Annotated in this window: 21 protein-coding genes and 1 riboswitch; of the genes, 13 read left to right on the forward strand and 8 right to left on the reverse strand. The window is 62.4% G+C overall.

All coding sequences use genetic code 11. The features are described from left to right. The first annotated feature begins 96 nt into the window (after window positions 1-96). Complete coding sequence (locus NP945_RS07345; RefSeq protein ID WP_013533650.1) at window positions 97-735, forward strand: acyl-homoserine-lactone synthase; 639 nt, start codon at window positions 97-99, stop codon at window positions 733-735. Between the two features lie 14 nt (window positions 736-749). After that, on the forward strand, window positions 750-1499 hold the full coding sequence (locus NP945_RS07350; protein ID WP_013533649.1) for an enoyl-CoA hydratase-related protein: 750 nt from the start codon (window positions 750-752) through the stop codon (window positions 1497-1499). Between the two features lie 53 nt (window positions 1500-1552). Here NP945_RS07350 and ppk2 read toward each other — a convergent pair whose 3' ends face one another. Continuing rightward, entirely contained in the window at window positions 1553-2461 is a 909-nt protein-coding gene (gene ppk2, locus NP945_RS07355) for a polyphosphate kinase 2 (protein ID WP_256745960.1), read from the reverse strand. 223 nt (window positions 2462-2684) lie between these two features. Between ppk2 and NP945_RS07360 the strand changes: the two genes are divergently transcribed. From NP945_RS07360 to NP945_RS07370, 3 genes are all read left to right on the forward strand, one after another. Further along, a complete protein-coding gene (locus NP945_RS07360; RefSeq protein ID WP_127267148.1) occupies window positions 2685-3950 on the forward strand; it encodes an ATP-binding protein in 1266 nt (421 codons plus the stop codon). A 113-nt stretch (window positions 3951-4063) separates the two neighbouring features. Beyond that, complete coding sequence (gene phoU, locus NP945_RS07365) at window positions 4064-4789, forward strand: phosphate signaling complex protein PhoU (protein WP_127319336.1); 726 nt, start codon at window positions 4064-4066, stop codon at window positions 4787-4789. Between the two features lie 89 nt (window positions 4790-4878). After that, window positions 4879-5889, forward strand: a complete 1011-nt coding sequence (locus NP945_RS07370) for a magnesium and cobalt transport protein CorA (protein WP_256745961.1) — start codon at window positions 4879-4881, stop codon at window positions 5887-5889. A 118-nt stretch (window positions 5890-6007) separates the two neighbouring features. Here NP945_RS07370 and NP945_RS07375 read toward each other — a convergent pair whose 3' ends face one another. Beyond that, entirely contained in the window at window positions 6008-6526 is a 519-nt protein-coding gene (locus NP945_RS07375) for a GcrA family cell cycle regulator (RefSeq protein ID WP_127267146.1), read from the reverse strand. A gap of 358 nt (window positions 6527-6884) precedes the next feature. Here NP945_RS07375 and NP945_RS07380 point away from each other — a divergent pair, with 358 nt between their 5' ends. The 3 genes from NP945_RS07380 to NP945_RS07390 all read left to right on the forward strand — a co-directional run bounded on the left by NP945_RS07380 (window position 6885) and on the right by NP945_RS07390 (window position 10155). After that, window positions 6885-8084, forward strand: a complete 1200-nt coding sequence (locus tag NP945_RS07380; protein ID WP_256745962.1) for an aspartate aminotransferase family protein — start codon at window positions 6885-6887, stop codon at window positions 8082-8084. Between the two features lie 17 nt (window positions 8085-8101). After that, window positions 8102-9013 (forward strand): ornithine carbamoyltransferase, encoded by a 912-nt coding sequence (gene argF / locus NP945_RS07385; RefSeq protein WP_256745963.1) that lies wholly within the window; start codon window positions 8102-8104, stop codon window positions 9011-9013. A gap of 110 nt (window positions 9014-9123) precedes the next feature. Next, the gene (locus NP945_RS07390; protein WP_256745964.1) at window positions 9124-10155 is read left to right on the forward strand and encodes an Hsp33 family molecular chaperone; all 1032 of its coding nucleotides are present in this window, start codon (window positions 9124-9126) and stop codon (window positions 10153-10155) included. Window positions 10156-10202: 47 nt separating this feature from the next. Here NP945_RS07390 and apaG read toward each other — a convergent pair whose 3' ends face one another. Next, window positions 10203-10595: a Co2+/Mg2+ efflux protein ApaG gene (apaG, locus tag NP945_RS07395; RefSeq protein WP_127319328.1), complete on the reverse strand. Its 393-nt coding sequence runs from the start codon at window positions 10593-10595 to the stop codon at window positions 10203-10205. A 233-nt stretch (window positions 10596-10828) separates the two neighbouring features. Here apaG and NP945_RS07400 point away from each other — a divergent pair, with 233 nt between their 5' ends. From NP945_RS07400 to NP945_RS07410, 3 genes are all read left to right on the forward strand, one after another. Next, the gene (locus tag NP945_RS07400) at window positions 10829-11980 is read left to right on the forward strand and encodes a ceramide glucosyltransferase (RefSeq protein WP_256745965.1); all 1152 of its coding nucleotides are present in this window, start codon (window positions 10829-10831) and stop codon (window positions 11978-11980) included. A gap of 155 nt (window positions 11981-12135) precedes the next feature. After that, window positions 12136-12357 carry a BrnT family toxin gene (locus tag NP945_RS07405; RefSeq protein ID WP_256745966.1) on the forward strand — a complete coding sequence of 74 codons (222 nt, stop codon included), beginning with the start codon at window positions 12136-12138 and terminating at the stop codon, window positions 12355-12357. Further along, on the forward strand, window positions 12341-12667 hold the full coding sequence (locus NP945_RS07410) for a BrnA antitoxin family protein (RefSeq protein ID WP_236383388.1): 327 nt from the start codon (window positions 12341-12343) through the stop codon (window positions 12665-12667). Before NP945_RS07405 ends, NP945_RS07410 begins: the two co-directional genes overlap by 17 nt. Window positions 12668-12690: 23 nt before the next feature. Here the strand turns inward: NP945_RS07410 and NP945_RS07415 are convergent, their stop codons facing one another. Further along, entirely contained in the window at window positions 12691-13878 is a 1188-nt protein-coding gene (locus NP945_RS07415; protein ID WP_256745967.1) for an O-succinylhomoserine sulfhydrylase, read from the reverse strand. Window positions 13879-13935: 57 nt separating this feature from the next. After that, window positions 13936-14013, reverse strand: a riboswitch (SAM riboswitch). Window positions 14014-14151: 138 nt separating this feature from the next. Between NP945_RS07415 and NP945_RS07420 the strand changes: the two genes are divergently transcribed. Further along, entirely contained in the window at window positions 14152-15246 is a 1095-nt protein-coding gene (locus NP945_RS07420) for a 2'-deoxycytidine 5'-triphosphate deaminase (protein WP_256745968.1), read from the forward strand. Between the two features lie 97 nt (window positions 15247-15343). Next, window positions 15344-16114, forward strand: a complete 771-nt coding sequence (locus tag NP945_RS07425; protein ID WP_128307995.1) for an ABC transporter substrate-binding protein — start codon at window positions 15344-15346, stop codon at window positions 16112-16114. A 177-nt stretch (window positions 16115-16291) separates the two neighbouring features. On the opposite strand, the gene araD1 is transcribed toward NP945_RS07425, so the two are convergent. The 4 genes from araD1 to chvE all read right to left on the reverse strand — a co-directional run bounded on the left by araD1 (window position 16292) and on the right by chvE (window position 21598). Next, window positions 16292-17284, reverse strand: coding sequence for an AraD1 family protein (gene araD1, locus NP945_RS07430; RefSeq protein ID WP_127319683.1), 993 nt, complete (start codon window positions 17282-17284; stop codon window positions 16292-16294). A gap of 304 nt (window positions 17285-17588) precedes the next feature. Further along, window positions 17589-18875 (reverse strand): multiple monosaccharide ABC transporter permease, encoded by a 1287-nt coding sequence (gene mmsB / locus NP945_RS07435; protein WP_027038593.1) that lies wholly within the window; start codon window positions 18873-18875, stop codon window positions 17589-17591. Then, the gene (mmsA, locus tag NP945_RS07440) at window positions 18872-20404 is read right to left on the reverse strand and encodes a multiple monosaccharide ABC transporter ATP-binding protein (RefSeq protein ID WP_127266708.1); all 1533 of its coding nucleotides are present in this window, start codon (window positions 20402-20404) and stop codon (window positions 18872-18874) included. The genes mmsB and mmsA overlap by 4 nt, the downstream gene beginning before the upstream one ends. A 123-nt stretch (window positions 20405-20527) precedes the next feature. Beyond that, the gene (gene chvE, locus NP945_RS07445) at window positions 20528-21598 is read right to left on the reverse strand and encodes a multiple monosaccharide ABC transporter substrate-binding protein (protein ID WP_027038591.1); all 1071 of its coding nucleotides are present in this window, start codon (window positions 21596-21598) and stop codon (window positions 20528-20530) included. Window positions 21599-21866 lie beyond the last annotated feature (268 nt).

Here is a 21866-nt window from a genome sequence, read left to right on the forward strand (position 1 = left end):
GTCGGCCGTGCCGACCTGGAATTTTTGCCTACGCGATCACGCAATTTTCTCATCAAAGCACGGCCGTATCTTCCTCTGAACGCAGGAGACGGCGGAATGCTTTTTTCCCTTACAACCCAGGAATTGATGGAACGTCCCGACCTTTGGGAGGCCGTCCATCGGTTGCGCTACAAGATATTCGTCGAAGAGATGGGGTGGGATGACCTCAGGCGGCCCGACGGGCTCGAACTCGACCAGTTCGACCACGACGAGGCGGTCCATCAGATCGTCATCCGAGGCGGTGAAGTGGCGGGTTATCAGAGGATGTTGCCGACGACGCGGCCACATCTGCTGACCGAGGTCTTGACCGATCTTTCCGAAGGAACGCCGCCATCGGGTCCAAACATCTGGGAATTGACCCGCTACGCGGTGGCTCCCGGTTTTCGTGATGGCCGTCGTGGCGTTTCGACCGTCGGCACCGAACTGATTGCCGGTTTCGTCGAGTGGGGGCTGAAGCGCGGCGTCGACAAGGTGATCATCGAGTTCGAGCCGATGTGGGTGCTGCGCGCCTTGCAACTGCATTTCCTGGCGACCCCGCTGGGCTATCAGCGCACCTATGGCAACCAGCAGGTCGTCGCCACCTTGCTGACCTTCAACGAACACACCCTCGATGTGGTGCGGTCGCGCCGCAATCATTTTGCTCCCGTGCTGGCCAGGGGATATCCCGACATGCTCGGGCAAAGGCGTGCGTCATGAGATCGGAGACAGCCATGAGCACACACCCGCAACCTGAACTTCGCAACCACACGCTGGTCGTCACCGTGTCGTCGAGCGACGGCCGGCCGGTGCTGGACAGGAGAGCCTATGAAAGCCTGGCAAGGACCTTCCATGAAGCCGCCGACAATGAGGAGGTTCGCGTCGTCGTGCTGCGCGGCCTGGCAGGCTGTTTCTGTCTTGGCGGCGACTTCTCCGAATTCCTCGACGCCACCAAGCACCAGAAACTGATCGCCGCCGTCACCGACCTGTTCCGCACGCTGGCGACGTTTCCAAAGCCCATCCTGGCATGCGTCGATGGCGATGCCGTCGGTGTCGGCTGCACCATCCTGTTCCACTGCGACATGGTGATCGCGTCCGATGAGAGCACGTTCAGGGTGCCGTTCGTCGATTTCGGCCTGGTGCCGGATGCGGCGACCAGCATCCTGGCGCCGCAGAAGCTCGGCTACGCCGGTGCCTTCCGCTTCTTCTGCCTCGGCGACACGCTTCGCGCCGAGGACGCCAGGGCGCTCGGCCTTGTCGCGGAGATCGTGCCGGGAGGCACCGTCGAGGAGGCGGCCCTCGGCCGGGCAAGACAGCTCGTCAAGAAGCCGGTCGCCGCCTTGCTGCAGACGCGCGGCCTGCTGAAAGGGAACACCGAGGCCCTCTGCGACCGCATCGATCAGGAGATTTCGCTTTTCCAGCAGGCGCTGCAGGACGACACCACGCTGCGGCGATTGCAACGCATCGCCCGGCTCGCGGCCTGAGCGAAAGCCTCAAGGAACGCGCCGCGCGGCCTTGGCCGCGCGGCGCGGAAGCGTCAATCCTGCTTGCCGAGGAATGACGGCCCTTCGCCGATGATCTTCTTGTCTTCCTTGCCGATGATTTCGAGATCGCGCCCCTCATAGGGCAGAGACGACAGGATGCGCCGCATGATCGCCAGCCGCGCGCGCCGCTTGTCATTGGCCCGTACGATGATCCACGGCGCGAATTCCTTGTGGGTGCGCTCGAACATGGTGTCGCGCACCTTGGTGTAGTCGTCCCACTTGGTGATGCCTGCAACGTCGATGGGCGAAAACTTCCAGCTCTTCAGCGGGCTGTAGCGACGGTCATGGAAGCGCTCGAGCTGCGTTTCCCGGCCGATGTTCAGCCAGAATTTGAAGAAGTGGATGCCCTCGTTGGAGATCATCCGCTCGAAATGCGGCGTCTCCTCAAGAAACTGCTCGTGCTGCTGCGGGGTGCAGAAACCCATCACCGGCTCGACACCGGCGCGGTTGTACCAGGAACGGTCGAAGGTGACGAATTCGCCTGAAGTCGGGAAGTGGTGGACATAGCGCTGGTAGTACCATTGCCCAAGCTCGGTCGGGGTCGGCTTGGTCAGCGCCACGTTGCGTGCCGTGCGCGGATTGAGGTACTGGCGCACCACGAAGATCGTGCCGCCCTTGCCTGCAGCATCGCGGCCCTCGAACAGCGCCATCACCCGTTTGCCGGTCGACTGCAGCCAGGCCTGCGCCTTGACCAGCTCGATCTGCAGCTTCTCGAGCATCTCGTCATACTCGTCGCTTTTCATCTTCTTGTCGTAGGGATAGCCGCCAGCGGTCAGCTTGTTGTCCTCGACCCAGTCGGGAAGCACGGGATTTTCGATGTCGAACTCCCGCTCCTTGCCGCCGATCCTGATCTTCAGCGGCCCCGCAGTTGGCGCGGCGGGACTTTCTTTTGCTTTTTTCATCGAGACGAACCCTTTCCAGCTTCCGGACTCATGCTATGGGGAGCCACTATAGCGTCGCGCGTCCGTTTGGATGCGCAAAGGACGCTGTAGCACTTTTAATTTGCGCATGATCCTTTCCGAAAATCGATCCCGATTTTCGGGGTCATGCGGCAAGCGGTCTAGTGGAAGTTTTCCGCCACCGTGCGACCGGGTGCGAAGACATGGGGGGCAGGTCCACGAGCGAATGGCTGACCTGGACACAGAGCAGAGAGGCATGACGCAAACCATGGCCGCACGGCTGTGGAATAGCCGCTGGCTGCTTGCGGCCGGCGTCGTTGCGGTTCTCGCTGTTTATGCCTTGGCCGGGATTTCAGCCTATGTCGTCCCCGCGGCGCTGCTGTTGCTGCTTGCAGCGGCAATACTGCCGACCGCCGGCGCGCGCCAATCCACCGGCAGCGGCGCTGCCATCGAGGCCATCGGCCTGCAGCGGCTCTCGGGTGAATATCTGGCCGCCGCCGTCGCCGATCCGCTGATCATCTTCGACCGGACCGCCACCATCGTCCATGCCAACGCCGCCGCCTTCGCCGCCTTCGGCGGCATCGCGCCAGGCATGTCGCTGTCGTTGAAATTCCGGGCGCCGGAGATGCAAACCCTGCTGGATGGAGTACTATCTGGTGATATCGCCTCCGATGTCGTCGACTACATGGAGAAACTGCCGGTCGAACGGGCCTACCGGGTGAGTGTGTCCTCGGTCGGTCACGCCACCGATCTCTATGTGCTGGTGTTCAAGGACCAGAGCGAAGCACGCCGGATCGACCGCATGCGCGCCGATTTCATTGCCAATGCCAGCCATGAACTGCGCACGCCGCTCGCCTCCATCGCCGGCTTTATCGAAACGCTGCGCGGGCCAGCCCGCAACGACGCGGCGGCGCGCGACCAGTTTCTGCAGATCATGCAGAGCCAGACCGGTCGCATGGCGCGTCTGATCGACGATTTGTTGTCGCTGTCGCGGCTCGAGATGAAACCCTATCTGAAGCCGGGAACCGAGGTGGATCTGCGGCAGACAGTCGACAGCGTCATCGACTCGCTCGGACCGCTGGCCAGCGAAAACGCCGTTGCCATCGAGCGGCACTACGCCGATGGGCCGCTTCATGTGCCTGGCGATCGCGATGAGCTTTTCCAGGTTTTCGAGAACCTCTTGGAAAACGCCTGCAAATACGGGCAGTCGGGTGGGCGCGTGGTTGTATCCATAGCCCATAGCGACGCCGGATCAGAACCGGGCATCGACGTGACGATCAGGGACTTTGGCCCTGGCATTCCCGAGGAGCACATTCCGCGCATTACCGAGCGCTTCTACCGCGTCGACGTCGAGACCAGCCGGACCCAGAAGGGTACCGGCCTCGGCCTGTCGATCGTCAAGCATATACTGACGCGCCACAACGCCCGGCTTTCGATCAAGTCCGAAGTCGGCAACGGCGCGGCATTCTCGGTTCATTTGCCGACTCACTGATATCGCCCTAATTCAAAGGGACTGTTTCTTTTTTCTGTCATCCGGCTAGCGTATCAGCGGGGATTCGAGGAAACGACTCAAAATCAAAACACCCCGTGGGAAGGCATTTTGCCATGCAGTCCGTGCACATCGTCAGCGCTTATGACGAGGAGTTGAAATATCTGTCGAAGCGCATCGCCGCGATGGGAGGCCATGCCGAGCGCATGGTCGAGCAGGCGGTTACCGCTCTCGTCAATGCCGACCCAGGCCTTGCCCAGAAGGTCATCCGCGACGATACCGTACTGGACGAGGGCCAGCGCGAAATCGACGACAAGGCCATCATCATCATTGCCAAGCGTCAGCCGATGGCGGCGGATTTGCGCGAGATCGTCGGGACCATTCGCATCTCCGCCGACCTCGAGCGGGTTGGCGATCTCGCCAAGAACGTTGCCAAGCGGGTGGTCGCCGTCACCGATGGACGCCAGCCGACCAGCCTGTTCCGCGGCCTCGAGGCTCTGTCCACCCTGGCGTTGACCCAGCTCAAGGAAGTGCTCGACGTCTACGCGTCTCGCGCGGTGGAGAAAATCGGCTTCGTGCGCGATCGTGACGACCAGATCGACGCCATGTACACATCGCTGTTTCGCGAATTGCTGACCTACATGATGGAAGATCCGCGCAACATCACGCCCTGCACGCATCTGCTGTTTTGTGCCAAGAACATCGAGCGTATCGGTGATCACGCCACCAACATCGCCGAGACCATCTATTACATCGTCACCGGCGATCAGTTGCCGGCTGAGCGGCCCAAGGGTGACAAGACCGACAAAATCAGTCTTTCCGAGACGCAGCCGGTGAAGTGAACGCGCCTCTCGAACCGTCACCCGATTTACAGTAAGCTTTCCGGGCTTTGCCTCTATCCTCGCCCGTGGATTTGCTCCGGGAGGTCGTGATGGAAAATGCTCGGAACCTGACCCCGGCGCCTGGGCCGATATCGGGCATTATCGCTTGCGGCGTCTACACGGCGGGGCGCCGCATTGCCGACATTCCCATCGAGGAAGCCGGCGAATGGGCAAAGAAATCCGGTCATGTCGTCTGGATCGGCCTTTTGGAGCCCGACCGCAACCTGCTGCTGCGCGTCCAGGCGCAGTTCCACCTGCATGAACTGGCGATAGAGGATGCCGAGCACCCGCACCAGCGGCCGAAGATCGAACAATATGGCGACGCCTTGTTCATCGTCGCCCGCACCGCGCAGTTGATCGACGGTCGGGTCACCTTCGGCGAGACCCATTTGTTTGTCGGCTCAGGCTACATCGTCAGCGTCAGGCACGGTCCCTCGACGTCCTATGCCGCCGTTCGTCAGCACTGGGAAAGCTGCCCGCACTCGCTGGCCAAGGGTGAGGATTTCGTCCTTTACGCCATTCTCGATTTCATCGTCGACAATTACATGCCGGTGCTCGAGCAGATCGAGGACGAAGTCGAGGCGATCGAGGACAAGGTTCTGCTGAAGCCGATGACCGCTCCCGACATCGAACGGCTCTATATGCTGCGCCGCGATCTCCTGCGCCTGCGCAATGCCGCGCTTCCGCTGGTCGAAGTCTGCCGACGGCTGACCAGCGCCGAGCTGCCGCAGATACATACCGCCATGCACCCGCTGTTCCGCGACGTGACCGACCACATCCGCACCGTCCAGGAGAAGATCGACAGCCTGCGCGAAGTGCTGGCGTTCGCTTTCGAGGCCAGCCTCCTGGTCGGCCAGAGTCAGGAAACGGCGAACACCAAGAAACTCGCCTCCTGGGCCGCGATCCTGGCGGTGCCGACGGCGCTCGCCGGCATCTACGGCATGAACTTCGACAGTATGCCGGAACTGAAGATAGAATACGGCTATCCGGTGGTGCTGGGCGCTATCGCGCTCATCTGCACGTTTCTCTACTGGCGGTTCAGGAAGAACGGTTGGCTGTGAGAAGAGAGCGAATAGGGAGTAGCGAATAGCGAACACAAAAACGGCTTGCTTCCTGTGACGGAAGGCAAGCCGTTTCTATTCGCTATTCGCTATTCGCTATTCGCTATTCGCTATTCGCTCAGCGACTCCGCCGCCGCTCCGATGCCGGCTGGAACGCCACGCGGGCGTGATATTTGCAGTAGGGTCCGGTTTCGGCGGCTTCGTTGCCGCAGAAATGGAAGTCCTCTGAAAGCGGGTCACCGTTCGGCCATTTGCAGGTTCGCTCGGTCAGCTCGACCAGTTGCAGATGCCGCGAGATCGGCAGCACGACATTCTCAACCGGGCGGATGTAATGGCGTGCCACGGGTTCGGCGTCGAACTGCGTCTGCAAGGCGGTCGCGCCGATCGATGTCGTGACATGGCGTGCCGTGGTTGCAGCGCGTGATACCGATTTCTGGACAGTCGATCCTTGCGCTGCCTTCTTCTGGCGTGCCGGTGTGGCGGTCGAGCGTCCGCGGCCCGACAGTTTCAGCCGATGCACCTTCCCGATGACCGCGTTGCGGCTGACCCCTCCAAGCTGCGCAGCAATCTGGCTTGCGCTCAGACCCTCCGACCACAGTTTTCTCAAGAGTTCTACCCGCTCGTCAGTCCAGTTCATGAGACCGCGCTCCTCTAAGCGTGCGGCAATCGGAATCCTTCTCCCGACCCGGCAACATTTGCCGGGGCAGACACCACATATATCTGGTGATTAGGTCCGCCGCACGAAATCTAGTTATTTCTCAACTACAACTACTCTATGCGCTGACTCGGTGACAAGAGTCCCAAGTGCAACACGAATCGGTTTTTTCGGTTTTCCCCAACTTGCCCGGTCGCTGATGAGCCGGCGTCCCGTCGGAGGGCTTGCCGCGCGCCACTACGCGACGTTTTCGTTGACTTCATGGCCGAAAAACGGGATAAGCCGCACAGGCCGCCGCTTTGGCGGCTTTTTTGATTTTCCGGTACCGGAGACGCATATAATGAGCGGTTCGGCGCTTTACGAGACCTTTGCTCGCGCACCCCTGGCCTTCGACCACGGGGAAGGCACCTGGCTGGTTACCGACAAGGGCGAGCGATATCTCGATTTCGCCGGCGGCATCGCCGTCAATTCGCTGGGCCACAGCCATCCGCATCTGGTCGCCGCACTCACCGAGCAGGCCGCCAAGCTCTGGCATGTTTCCAACCTCTATGAGATTCCGGGGCAGAGCCGGCTTGGCGAGCGGCTGGCCGACGCCACCTTCGCCGACAAGGTGTTCTTCACCAATTCCGGCGCCGAGGCGCTGGAATGCGCGATCAAGACGGCGCGGCGCTACCATTTCGTCAAAGGAAATCCCGAGCGCTTCCGCGTCATCACCTTTGAGGGCGCCTTCCATGGCCGCACGCTGGCGACCATCGCGGCTGGCGGCCAGTACAAATATCTCGAAGGCTTCGGCCCCAAGGTCGAAGGTTTCGATCAGGTTGGCTTCGACGATATCGACGCCGCCGAAAAAGCGATCACGCCGGAGACGGCCGCGATCCTGATCGAGCCGGTGCAGGGCGAGGGCGGTATCCGCCCGGTGCCGACGCAGTCGCTGAAGCGGCTCAGGCATTTGTGCGAACAGCACGGCCTGCTGTTGATCTACGACGAGGTCCAGTGCGGCATCGGCCGTACCGGCAAGCTGTTCGCGCATGAATGGTCAGGTGTTACGCCAGACATCATGGCGATCGCCAAGGGTATTGGCGGCGGCTTCCCGATGGGCGCCTGCCTTGCCACGGATGAAGCAGCTGTCGGCATGAGCGCTGGCGTGCACGGCACCACTTTCGGCGGCAACCCGCTTGCCATGGCGGTCGGCAACGCCGTGCTCGATGTCGTGCTGGAAGACGGTTTCCTCGAAGATGTCCAGCGCAAGGCGCTGCTGATGAAGCAGGGGCTGGCGTCGGTCGCCGACGAATTTCCCGAAATCATCGAGGACATCAGGGGTGCCGGGTTGATGCTCGGCCTCAAATGCGCCATGCCCAACACCAAGGTGAACATGGCCTTGCGCGACCAGCACCTGCTGGCGGTTCCGGCCGGCGACAACGTCATTCGCCTGTTGCCGCCGCTCACCGTCACCGACGCCGAGATCCATGACGCGCTCAACCGCATCCGCGCCGGCGCCAAGGGCCTGGCGGAGGCGATCGCTTCCGCCGCGGCGAAGTAATCCCGGAACCATTGCAGATGTCAGTTCGCCATTTCACCGATCTTTCCACCGTTTCCGAAGGCGATCTGCGCTTGATGCTGGACGATGCGGTGGTGCGAAAGGCGCGCCTCAAGGCCGGCGAGCGCACCAAACCGCTCGAAGGCAAGGTGCTGGCGATGATCTTCGACAAGCCGTCGACGCGCACGCGCGTCTCCTTCGACGTCGGCATGCGGCAGCTCGGCGGCGAGACCATCATGCTGACCGGCACCGAGATGCAGCTCGGCCGCTCCGAGACAATTGCCGACACGGCCAAGGTGCTGTCGCGCTATGTCGATGCGATCATGATCCGCACCACCTCGCATGAGCGCCTGCTGGAATTGACCGAGAACGCCACCGTGCCGGTGATCAACGGATTGACCGACGACACCCATCCCTGCCAGCTGATGGCCGATATCATGACCTTCGAGGAACATCGCGGTCCGGTCGCCGGCAAGACCATCGCCTGGACCGGCGACGGCAACAATGTGCTGCATTCCTTGCTTGAGGCCTCGGCCCGGTTCCGCTTCAACGTCAACGTCGCCGTGCCCGAGGGCAGCGAACCGGCGCAGAAGCATATCGACTGGTCGCGGGCACATGGCGGCAAGCTGCACTTCACCCGCTCGCCCGAGGAAGCCGTCGATCAGGCTGACTGCATCGTCACGGATTGTTGGGTCTCGATGGGTCAGGAGCACCGCGCCCGCGGCCACAACGTGTTCTCGCCCTATCAGGTCAACGCCAAGCTGATGGCCAAGGCCAAGCCGGACGCGCTGTTCATGCATTGCCTGCCGGCGCATCGTGGCGAGGAAGTGACGGACGAGGTCATCGACGGGCCGCATTCGGTGGTCTTCGACGAGGCCGAGAACCGGCTCCATGCCCAGAAGGCCGTGCTTGCCTGGTGTCTCGGCGCTTGAAGTGTCTCGGCGCTTGATCCCAGGGAGCTTGATCTGCGGGGGTGTGATGCCTATTTGCGCCGCATCACGCAAATCAAGCGCGTTTCGACGCATGCGCCCCGGAGGGCGGCATGGCCGCGCCCTGGAGCTTTGTCATGTTGGAAACCTATCAAGTGACTGAACATCACCCCAAACTCGGCGAATTTGGCTATGCCGGCGACGATCATGTCGTGCCGTTCGAGGTCGGCCCGCTCGATGTGCGGGGCCGCACCGTCCAACTCGGGCCGATGCTCGACGCCATCCTCGGCCGCCACGATTATCCCGAGCCGGTCGCCCGCCTGCTGGCGGAGGCCTGTGTGCTGACCGTGCTGCTCGGCACCTCGCTGAAGTTCGAGGGCAAGTTCATCCTGCAGACCCGCACCGACGGGCCTGTCGACATGCTGGTCGCGGATTTTTCCACGCCCTCGGCGCTGCGCGCCTATGCGCGTTTTGACGCCGACCGGCTGGAAGCGCTTGTCGCGGCCGGCGAAACTTCCCAGCAGACGCTGCTTGGCAGCGGCGTGCTGGCGCTGACCATCGACCAGGGCGCTCATACGCAGCGCTATCAGGGTATCGTCCAACTCGATGGCGAGACACTGGAAGATGCGGCGCGCACCTATTTTCGCCAGTCGGAACAGATCCCGACCGATCTCAGGCTGTCGGTGGCCAAGCTTTTGACGCCCGGTCCTGGCGGTGCCCGCGAGCAGTGGCGCGCCGGTGGTATCCTGGCGCAGTTCCTGCCGCAGTCGCCCGAGCGCATGCGCGTCCCGGACCTGCCGGGTGGCGATGGCGATCCGCGCGAGGAGATCCACGACCCGGTCGACAATTCCTGGCAGGAGTTGCTGGCGCTGCTCGGCACGATCGAGCCGACCGAACTGATCGACCCGACAATCGGTGCCGAGCGGCTGCTTTACAGGCTGTTCCACGAGCATGGCGTGCGCGTCTTCGGCGGCGTCCCGGTCGCCGACCAGTGCTCGTGCTCCAGGGACAAGATCCGCGGCATCCTCGAGGGTTTTTCCGCGCAGGAGATCAAGGACAGTACAGAGGACGGCGGCATCCACGTCGCCTGCGAATTCTGCTCGAAGCAATATGACTTCGACCCGGCGGAATTCGCGGCCCAGTAGAGAGAAAACCACGCCTCACCGGCCGCGGAGCGGCCGGTGAGGCGAAATCAATTCACCGTCCGCCGCGTCCCCGGCAGGTCCAGCGAAAACGCCGGAATGGCGATGTCGAACGTCTCGCCCTGCTGGTTGCGCATCGTGTAGTGCCCGACCATGATGCCGGATGGTGTCGAGAGCGGGCAACCGGACGTGTATTGGTAGCTGTCGCCGGGATTGAGTTCGGGCTGGTCGCCGACGACGCCGGGGCCGCGCACTTCCTCGACCCGGCCAGTGCCGTCGGTGATATGCCAATAGCGCGACAGAAGCTGCACGAAGTCGTCCGACTGATTGTCGATCGTTATCTGATAGCCCCAGACATAGCGGTTCTCCGAGGGATCCGAACGGTCCTCCAGATAGAATGGCCTGACCTGCACTTCGATGTTGCGCGTGACGGCGCTATACATAAGCGGCTCCAAAAAACGGTTCCAGCGGAACTTTCGGCGCTCTGTGCGGTTAGGTCAACCGACCGAAGCCTCCTCTGGCCGACCTCGCGGGCAGGTGCCGACAAAGAATGTCATTTAAGTGACATATGACAATGATGGTGTGCGCGGACTGGTGATGCGCGACTCGGGCGCTCTGCTGAACTGTTGAAACCGGCCATCTTGCGGACCGGTTTTCCTGGAGTGACCGGATTTCGATGGAACTCACTCTCATAGCCGCCACGCTTTCAACTGTCCTCATCCTCTCGAATCTCGCCAGCATCGTGCTCGCCGCTTCGCGTCTGAAACGGCGCCACACCATTGGGCCACCGGCCGCCAAGCCGCGGCCGGTGTCGATCGTCGTGCCGTCGCGCGGCGTCGAGCCGTTCACGCAGGAGACGCTGGAACGCGCCTTCTCGCTCGATTGGCCGCGCTACGAGTTGATTTTCTGCGTTGCCCATGCCGACGATCCCGTGGTCAAATTGATAAACAGGACGATCGTCCGGTTTCCGAAAGTGCCAGCCCGGCTGCTTATCGGCGACGACCGCATCAGCGCCAATCCGAAACTCAACAATTGCGTCAAGGGCTGGGAAGCGGCGCGGCACGACTGGGTCGTCCTGGCCGATTCCAACGTGCTGATGCCGAGAGACTACGTCCAGCACCTGATGGCTGCCTGGCGGTCCGGCACCGGCCTTGTCTGCTCGACGCCGATCGGCTCCCGGCCTGCCGGCTTCTGGGCCGAGGTCGAATGCGCTTTCCTCAACACGCTGCAGGCGCGCTGGCAATATGCCGGCGAGGCGCTCGGCCTTGGCTTTGCCCAGGGCAAGAGCATGCTCTGGAACAAGCCGATGCTCGACGCCAATGGCGGCATCCGCGCGCTGGCCGCCGAGATCGCCGAGGACGCCGCAGCGACCAAGCTGGTGAACAGCCTCGGCTTGCGCGTCAATCTCGTCGCCGCCCCCTTCGAGCAGCCGCTTGGCCGGCGCTCGTTTGACGAGATCTGGTCGCGTCAGGCCCGCTGGGCGCGCCTGCGCCGCGTCACTTTCCCGCTGTTCTTCGCACCCGAAATCCTGACCGGCGCCTTGGTGCCGCTGGTGCTTGCGCTGATTGCCGCAGCCAGTGCCGGTTTCAGCCTCTGGGCAACCGCCACTGCCGTACTGGCGGCCTTCTACCTTCCGGAGTGCGCCCTGGCCTGGTCCAAGGGCTGGTACCTGTCGCCACGCATGGTCGCCGCGATCATGGCGCGCGACCTGATCCTGCCGGCGATGTGGGGACGCGGCTGGCTCGGCGGCGCCGTCGACTGGCGCGGCAATGCGATGACCATCGGCACCAAGACGGCCGAGCTGGAAGAGACGCCGTCCGGCGCCTGAAGGCGTCAGCCAGGTTTGACCGCTGGAATAATTATCGTATATACGGAAATGTTGCGTTAGGCTCTATTTTTGTGTATACATAATTTATGGGAACGCACCGGCGGCGATGCAGTTCGAGTGGGATGAAAACAAGGCCAGGATGAACAGGGCCAAGCATGGCGTGGATTTTGCGATCGCACCATTCCTTCGACTTCGCCAACGCCGCTATCAGGCTCGACGACAGCGAGGACTTTGGCGAGGACCGCCTCGTTGCCATCGGTCTGATCGGAACTGGCGTCCATGTGATGGTTTATGTCGAGCGACGATACGCCATCCGCGTTATTTCGCTGCGCAAGGCCACAAGGCAGGAAATTACGGACTATGTCGAAAACCTCTAAGACGATCGTACGCCGTGAGGCTGCTGCGCCCCAGCTGTCACGTGCTGACGCTTTGGCGTTGGCCAAAAAGGCGCTTGCCGCGATGACCGACGAAGAAGATGCCAAGATCACCGCTGCGGCCGAAGCCGATCCGGATGCGCAGCCAACCGATGCCGTTTCGCGCCGCAAGGTTGGCCGGCCGCCGCTTGCCCGGCCCAAACGTGCCGTACAGCTACGCCTCGACGCCGACGTTCTCGACCGCTTCAAGGCCGCTGGCGATGGCTGGCAGACCCGCATGAACGAAGTGCTGCGCAAGGCGGTCGGCCTGTAATCCTGTGACGACGCTCGCGCGCGCTACCTGGCCTTCAGCGCCTGCGCGATATCCTCGAGCAGATCGTCGGCATCCTCCAGCCCAACCGACAGCCTGAGCGTGCCCGGCCCGATGCCGAGCTCGGCGCGCGCTTCGTCGCTCAAATTCTTATGCGTCGTCGTCGCCGGATGGGTGATCAGGCTCTTGGCGTCACCGAGATTGTTGGAGATCAAGACGATGTCGAGCGCGTTCTGCAAGGCGAAGGCCGCGTGCTTGCCGCCCTTGACGTCGAGACAGATCAGTGTCGAGCCGCCCGACATCTGCTTCTTGACGATGTCGGCCTGCGGATGGTCGGCGCGGCCGGGATAGATGACGCGGGCGATTTCCGGCCGCTCGGCCAGGAAATCCGCGATCCTGCCCGCGCTTTCCGTCTGCTGGCGCACGCGCAGCGGCAGCGTTTCCAGGCCTTTCAGCAGCGTCCAGGCGTTGAAGGGTGACAGGCTTGGGCCAGTATGGCGGAAATAGTCGTGCAGGTTCTCGTCGATCCACTTCTTGTCCGACAGGATGACGCCGCCGAGACAGCGCCCCTGGCCGTCTATGTGCTTGGTCGCCGAATAGACGACGATATGGGCGCCGAGCTGCAAGGGCTTCTGCTGCAGGGGCGTGGCGAAGACATTGTCGACGATCAGCCTTGCGCCGATCGAATTGGCAAGCGAAGCGACAGCGGCGATATCGACCACTTCCAGCGTCGGATTGGTCGGGCTTTCCAGGAAGAACAGCTTGGTGTTCGGCTTGACCGCCTTTTCCCAGTTGGCGATGTCGGTGCCGTCGACCAGCGTCGCCTCGATGCCGTATCTCGGCGCCAGCGTCTCGACCACCCAGCGGCAGGAGCCGAACAGCGCACGTGCCGCCACGATATGGTCGCCGGCCTTGGCGCTGCACAGAAGGGCGGCCGTCACCGCCGCCATGCCCGACGCGGTGGCGCGCGCGTCTTCGGCGCCTTCGAGCGCGCACATGCGCTTCTCGAACATGTCGACGGTGGGGTTGGCGTAGCGCGAATAGATGAAACCCGGCTCCTCGCCCTTGAAACGGGCTTCGGCGGCCTGTGCCGTTTCGTAGACATAGCCCTGGGTCAGGTAAATCGCTTCCGACGTTTCGCCGAAACCGGAACGCAGCGTTCCGCTGTGCACGAGTGCCGTCTGAGGCTTCCAGTTGTGCTTCTTGGTGCTCATCGCTTTTCTTCCAGACACAAAAAAACCGGCCGCGAAAGTCGCAACCGGTCCATACGGCCTTGCGGCCCGACGGTCCTTTAGCGACTTGTTTAACGTGGCTGCAAGCCGACCGGCCAAATCACCACGGGATAACGACCCTTTAGACCCGCGCCACGCTTGCGTCAATTGCCGGCTTCATTAAGAGGTTTGTACCAAGCAGGTTCCGCAAAAGTGTTCCACGGTTTTGCGACCAGAACCTGCGACAAGAAAAACGTCTGACCTAGGAGTGGAGCCTTGCGGCAGACAGGCATTCTTCCCGATCAGGACATATCGGCGCTGTTCCAGTCCGGCGCGCTGAAGTCGGCGCGTGCGCTCGACGCCGACCAGATCCAGCCGGCCAGTCTCGATCTCAGGCTCGGCGACAAGGCCTGGCGGGTGCGGGCCTCCTTCCTGCCCGGCCCCAACCACAAGGTCTCGGAAAAGCTCGACCGGCTGCAGCTGCACGAGATCAATCTTGCCGAGGGCGCGGTGCTCGAGACCGGCTGCGTCTACATCGTGCCCTTGCTTGAAAGCCTGGCGCTGCCGGCGGACATTTCGGCCTCGGCCAATCCGAAGAGCTCGACCGGGCGGCTCGACATCTTCACCCGCGTCATGACCGATCGCGGCCACGAGTTCGACAAGATCGCCGCCGGCTATCATGGCCCGCTCTTTCTGGAAGTCAGCCCCCGCACCTTCCCGATCGTGGTCCGCACCGGCTCACGCCTGTCGCAGATCCGTTTCCGCACCGGCAATGCGCTGCTCTCCGAAGTCGAGCTGCACGACCTGCATCGCACCGAGATGCTGGTCGCCACCGAGCCGCCGAACATTTCCGGCGGCGGGATCGCGCTGTCGATCGACCTCAACGGCGATCAGAACGGCCTGGTCGGCTACCGCGGCAAGCATCACACCGGCCTCGTCGATGTCGATAAACGCGCGACCCAGGAAGTCGTCGACTTCTGGGAGCCGATCCACAAGAGCGGCGCCGGCGAACTGGTGCTCGACCCCGACGAGTTCTACATCCTCGTCAGCCAGGAAGCGGTGCACGTGCCGCCGCTCTACGCCGCCGAGATGACGCCTTTCGATCCGCTGGTCGGCGAATTCCGCGTCCACTATGCCGGCTTCTTCGATCCAGGCTTCGGCCACTCGGCGTCCGGCGGCACCGGCAGCCGGGCGGTGCTGGAGGTGCGCAGCCACGAAGTGCCGTTCATCCTCGACCACGGCCAGATCGTCGGCCGGCTGGTCTACGAGCATATGCTGAAGCGGCCGCAGGCGCTCTATGGCACCGATCTCGGTTCCAACTATCAGGCGCAGGGCCTGAAGCTGTCCAAGCATTTTCGCGCCGCGCGCTGAGCGCCGCCGTCAGGCAAAATACTTGCCTGCGCTGGCTCGCCATGCTTGGCTGCCTTGCTGGTCGTCAAGATGCCGGCGTTCAAGGGGAACCAAGAAAATGCAGATTTCGAAATGGATCATATCGGCAGCAGGCGCTGCCATGCTGGTGGTGGCGGCCGGCTCGCTTTCGCAGGCGCAGGAGAAAATCAAGATCGGCACGGAGGGCGCCTATCCGCCGTTCAACACCATTACGGCTGACGGCAAGGTCGAAGGCTTCGACATCGACATCGCCAATGCACTATGCGCGCAGATGAAGGTCGAATGCGAGATCGTCACGCAGGACTGGGACGGCATCATTCCCGCCTTGCAGGCGAAGAAATTCGACGCCATCATCGCCTCGATGAGCATCACCGAGGAGCGCAAGAAGCAGGTCGCCTTCACCAACAAATATTACACGACACCGCTCGCTTTGGTGGCGCCGAAGGATAGCGATCTCAGCTCGACCGAACCACCGGCACTGGCCGGCAAGACGGTCGGCGCCCAGGCCTCGACCACGCAGGCCGACTACGCCCAGAATGAGTATGGCAAGGCGGGTGCGGAGGCAAAACTCTATCCCACCCAGGAAGAGGCGATCACAGACCTGACCAACGGTCGTCTTGACGCTGTGATCTCGGACAAGTTCGTGCTGATGGACTGGTTGAAGAAGGCGAGCGACGGCTGCTGCAAGCTGGTCGGCGACGTCAAGGGGACGGAAACGCAAGCCGGCATTGCCGTTCGCCTGGAAGACACGGCACTTCGCGACAAGCTCAACGCGGCCATCGACGCGATCGTCGCCGACGGCACCTACAAGAAGATCCAGGCCAAGTATTTCGACTTCGATATTTATTGAGGCTGGGCGCTGCAATCTCCCCCCTTGAGGGGGAGATGGCCGGCAGGCCAGAGGGGGTCGCAGCGCGTAGAGCGCCAACGTCGTTTGGTGCCGCAGAAGACGTCGGCACTCCACGCGCGACGACCCCCTCTGTCGCCTTCGGCGACATCTCCCCCTCAAGGGGGGAGATTACCCTTTCTACAGCGCCTTCACCGCCACCTTCACCGGCTGTTCGATCTCGAGCGGATTGCGCAGCGGCAGGCCGAAGTCCCCGGCCTCGATCTCGAACACATCGCCGGCCTCGGTCCTGATGCCGTCGGCGAAAGAGAGCGTCGCCGTGCCGAACATATGCACATGCACGTCGCCCGGCTGGCGGAAGGCCGCGTATTTGAAATGGTGATGTTCGAGATTGGCGATGGTGTGCGACATGTTCGCTTCGCCGGACAGGAACGGCTTTTCCCACAGCACCTCGCTGTCACGCACGATGCGCGAGGTGCCGCGGATATCGGGCGGCAGGTCGCCGATCAGGATTTCCGGACCGAACGAGGCGTTGCGCAGCTTGGAATGGGCGAGGAACAGATAGTTCACGCGCTCGGTCACGTGGTCGGAAAACTCGTTCGACAGCGTGAAGCCGACGCGGAAAGGTGCGCCGTCGTCGCCGATGACATAGATGCCGGCCACCTCGGGCTCTTCGCCGGCGTCCTTGGCAAAGGCCGGTGACAGGAGTGCGGCGCCTGGCGCCACCGCCATCGTGCCGTTGCCCTTGTAGAACCATTCCGGCTGCACGCCGATCTGGCCATTTGCCGGCTTGCCGCCCTCCAGCCCCATGCGGAACATCTTCATGGAATCGGTGAGCTGCTCCTCGCCGTCGGCGCTCAGCTTCTTGTGCATGGAATCGCGCGTCGCGGCGGAGCCGAGATGCGTCAGCCCGGTGCCGGTCAGGTGCAGATGCGCCGGATCAGGGTGATTGATCGGCGACAGCAGCCGCCCCTTCTTGTAAGCGGCCTCGAGATCGACCGTCTCGCCAAGCCCCTTGCGTTCGATCAGCGCGACGAGGCCGACGCCGGTGCGGGCGGCCTCCATCGCCAGCGAATAGACGCTGCGGGCGCCATTGATGATCCGGGTCTTGCCGCCATTGCGGGCGACGACGCGGATGGTCTCGGCGTCGTCGAGGATCTGGGAGATCAGCATGATGAATCCTCTCTCATTTGCCTTGGCAGGACTGCCAAAACGGCAGACCTTACTCAGCGCGGCCGGGACCTCGTCCATGCCACGGTTTAAATTCTCAGTTCGGATTGCGCTCGCGGGCCTGGTCCCTCAGGGACTTCTGTTACCGGCGGGTTGCCGGCAGCGCCGCGATCGTATGCCTCCTGCTTGCCTCGCCTAGAGCAGTTCACCGTTTCACGGAAACGGCGAACCGCTCTAACTCATTGTCTTGGCGCAATTCCAGGCGGAAAACCGTTTCACATTTTCCTGGAATTGCTCTTAAGCCCGTTCAAGCCTTGTTCTTGTTGTAGACGTCGAAGATCACGGCACCGAGCAGCACCAGGCCTTTGACCACCTGCTGCCAGTCGACATTGACGCCCATGATCGACATGCCGTTGTTCATCACGCCCATGATGAAGCCGCCGACCACCGCGCCGATGACCTGACCGACGCCGCCCATCGCCGAGGCGCCGCCGATGAAGACGGCGGCGATGACGTCGAGCTCGCTGCCGAGGCCCGCGGCCGGCACCGCCTGTCCCAGTCGCGCCGCGATGATCAGGCCGCCGAGCGCCGACAGCACGCCCATATTGATGAACACCATCAGCGTCAGCCGCTCGGTGTTGATGCCTGACAGCTGCGCGGCCTTGGAATTGCCGCCCATGGCATAGATACGGCGGCCGATGGTCATGCGCTTGGTGACGAAGACGAACAGCGAGATCAGCACGCCCATGACGAGCAGCACCACGGGCAGGCCCCTGTAGCTGGCGAACTGGTAGACCAGGAACAGCGCCAGCGCGCTGCCGACCAGCGTCTTGACGACGAACAGGGCAAAGGGCTCGGCCTCATAGCCATGGCGTTCGCGCTTGCGGCGCGTCCTCACCCCGAAATAGGCGTAGGCCAGCACAGCGATCAGGCCCAGCACGATCGTCGTCATGTGCAGCGTCAGGCCGCTGCCCATGATGGTCTTGCCGGCCGCGTTCACCGTCGGCGGGATCAGCGTCAGCGGGCCGATGACATCCGGGATGAAGCCGGAGCTGAGCGCCTTGAAGCCATCGGGTAGCGGCCCCACCGAGGATCCGCCGCCCAGCAGGGCCTGGCAGATGCCGCGGAAGATCAGCATGCCGGCCAGCGTGACGATGAAGCTCGGTATTCGGTGATAGGCGATCCAGTAGCCTTGCGCGGCGCCGATCGCGCCGCCCACGATCAGGCAGATGATCGACACCACCAGCGGATTGCTGAACGGACCGAGCGGCCAGATGACCATCATCATCGCCGCCAGCGCGCCGATGAAGCCAGCGACCGAGCCAACGCTTAGATCGATATGGCCGGAGACGATGACCAGCAGCATGCCCAGCGCCATCACGATGATGAACGAGTTCTGCTGCACCAGGTTGCTCAGGTTCACCGGCTTGAACAGCGTTCCGTTCGTGGTGAACTGGAAGAACACCATGATGGCGATCAGCGCCAGGATCAGGCCATATTCGCGCAGGTTCGTCGTCAGCGCCGAGACGGCGATGCGTGGGCGCTGCTCTTCGGCGACGTTGCCCTGCGGGGCGGGGGCGCTTTCGGTGCTCATGCTGCTTTTCCTTCTCCACGAACGATGGCGCGCATTATTTTTTCCTGGCTTGCTTCCGCGGCGGGCATTTCGCCCACGATGCGCCCTTCGTTCATGACGTAGATGCGGTCGGTGATGCCAAGCAATTCCGGCATTTCCGACGAGATGACGACGATCGCCTTACCCTCAGCCGCGAGACGGGCGATGATCGTATAGATTTCGTACTTGGCGCCGACATCGATGCCGCGCGTCGGCTCGTCGAGGATCAGCACGTCCGGGTCGGCGAACAGCCATTTCGACAACACCACTTTCTGCTGGTTGCCGCCGGAGAGATTGCCGGTCATCTGATAGACGCTGGAAGCGCGGATATTGGTCTTCTTGCGATAGTCGTTGGCAACGGCGAGCTCGCGCATGTCGTCGATCACGCTGTGGCGCGAGACGCCGCCAAGATTGGCCAGCGTGATGTTGTGCTTGATATGGTCGATGAGGTTGAGACCGTAGGTCTTGCGGTCCTCTGTGACGTAGGCGATACCGTGTTGGACCGCCTTGCTCACCGAGGATACGTCGACCGGCTTGCCCTTGAGCAGCACCTCGCCGGAGATGCGGCGGCCGTAGGAGCGGCCGAACAGGCTCATGGCGAATTCGGTGCGGCCAGCGCCCATCAGCCCGGCAATGCCCACCACTTCGCCCTTGCGCACGTTGATGTCGATGCCCTTGATCACCTGCCGCTCGGCATGGATCGGGTGATAGACCGACCAGTTCTTCACTTCGAACACGACCTCGCCGATGTCAGGCTCGCGCGGCGGATAGCGGTCGTCGAGCGAACGGCCGACCATCGAAGTGATGATGCGATCTTCCGAGATGTCCTTCTTGGCCAGCGTCTCGATGGTGCGCCCGTCACGAATGACCGTGACCTTGTCGGCGACCCGGTTCACCTCGTTGAGCTTGTGCGAGATCAGGATCGAGGTCATGCCCTGCCGCTTGAATTCGAGCAGAAGGTCGAGCAGCGCCTGGCTGTCCTTTTCGCTGAGCGACGCCGTCGGCTCGTCCAGGATCAGGAGCTTGACTTCCTTGCTCAGCGCCTTGGCGATTTCGACCAGCTGCTGCTTGCCGACGCCGATATTGGTGATCAGCGTCTTGGGGTCCTCCTTGAGGCCCACCTTCTTCAACAGGGCGCTGGTGCGCGCCTCGTTGGAATTCCAGTCGATGATGCCGTATCTGGCGTGCTCGTTGCCGAGGAAGATGTTTTCGGCGATCGACAGCATCGGTACCAGCGCAAGTTCCTGGTGGATGATGACGATGCCCTTGCGCTCGCTGTCATGGATGCCTTTGAACTGGCATTCCCCGCCGTTAAAGATGATCTGGCCGTCATAGGTTCCTGAGGGATAGACGCCCGACAGCACCTTCATCAGCGTCGACTTGCCGGCGCCGTTTTCGCCGACCACGGCATGGATCTCGCCTTCCTCGACGCTGAGATTGACGTTCGACAGCGCCTTCACGCCGGGGAACGTCTTGGTGATGTCGCGCATCTCCAAAATCGTCGAGGCCATGGGACAACCGCTCCTTGAGAGCTCGGCAAACATTGCCGGCGAGGTCGGCGACAATACCGGGCTCGCTGGTGAACGAAAAGGGGCCCTGCGTTGCGCAGGACCCCCTGACTTTGTAACCGGGGGTTACTTCAGTTCGTCGGCCTTGATGTAGCCGGAGTCGACGACCAGTGCCTGGTAGTTCGACTTGTCGACCTCATGCGGCGTCAGCAGGATCGAGGGGACGACCTTGACGTCGTTGTTGTAGGTCTTTTCATCGAGGCCGTCCGGCTTGCCGCCCGAGAGCACCTTGTCGACGAGCTCGACGGTGGCCTTGGCCAGTTCACGGGTGTCCTTGAACACGGTCGAATACTGCTCGCCCGTGATGATCAGCTTGACCGAAGCGGTCTCGGCGTCCTGGCCGGTCACGATCGGCCACGGCTGAGCCTCGGTGCCGTAGCCGACGGCGCGCAGCGAGGCGGTGATGCCGCGCGACAGGCCGTCATAGGGCGAAAGAACGCCATCGACGCGGCTGCCGTCCGAATAGTTGGCCGACAGCAGGTTGTCCATGCGCGCCTGGGCGGTGGCGGCGAGCCAACGCAGCGTGCCGACCTTGTCCATGCCGGTCTGGCCGGACTTGATCTTGATTGAGCCGTCGTCGATCAGCGGCTGCAGGACGGAGATGGCGCCATTGTAGAAGAAGAAGGCGTTGTTGTCGTCGGGCGAGCCGCCGAACAGTTCGACGTTCCACGGCTTGGTGTTCGGGAAACGCTCCTTGAGGCCCTTGACCAGCGAATTCGCCTGGATCACGCCGACGCCGAAATTGTCGAAGGTGGTGTAGTAGTCGACATTGGCGGTCTTCTTGATCAGGCGGTCATAGGCGACGACGACGACGCCCGCGTCAGCGGCCTTCTGCAGAGCATCCGACAGGGTGGTGCCGTCGATCGAAGCGATGATCAGCGCCTTCGGGCCTTTGGTGATCTCGTTTTCCAGCTGGCTGAGCTGGTTGGGGATGTCGTCCTGCGCGTATTGCAGGTCGACGGTGTAGCCGAGAGCCTCGAGCTGGGACTTGACGGCATCGCCGTCATTGATCCAGCGCTGCGAGGTCTTGGTCGGCATCAGCACGCCGACGAGACCCTTGTCGGCTGCGTGCGCCGAGTAGGTCATGGCAGCGATGCCAAGGGCCGCGACGGCGGCCAGTGTCTTGATGATTTTCACTTCAACTCTCCCTGTTTGATGGACGCGGCACCCCGGGGGTCGCGGGCCGCGCAATCGTGCAGAAGCGCCAAGGCACTGCTGCCGTCATATCGATCTCCGGTATCCTCCCATGGCCCCGAGACGCTGATTCAATCGATACGATTTTTCTCGTCAGCGACCGTCACGTCTTGGAACGCGCGGAGGGTGTGGGTCTTTGCCATAACTGTCAAATGCGATCTTTGATGGTTGCTATATCATGGTTGGTATATGTATTGGGACGTGACGGGCT

The organism is Mesorhizobium sp. LMG17149 (assembly GCF_024518695.1).
Taxonomy (GTDB): Bacteria; Pseudomonadota; Alphaproteobacteria; order Rhizobiales; family Rhizobiaceae; genus Mesorhizobium.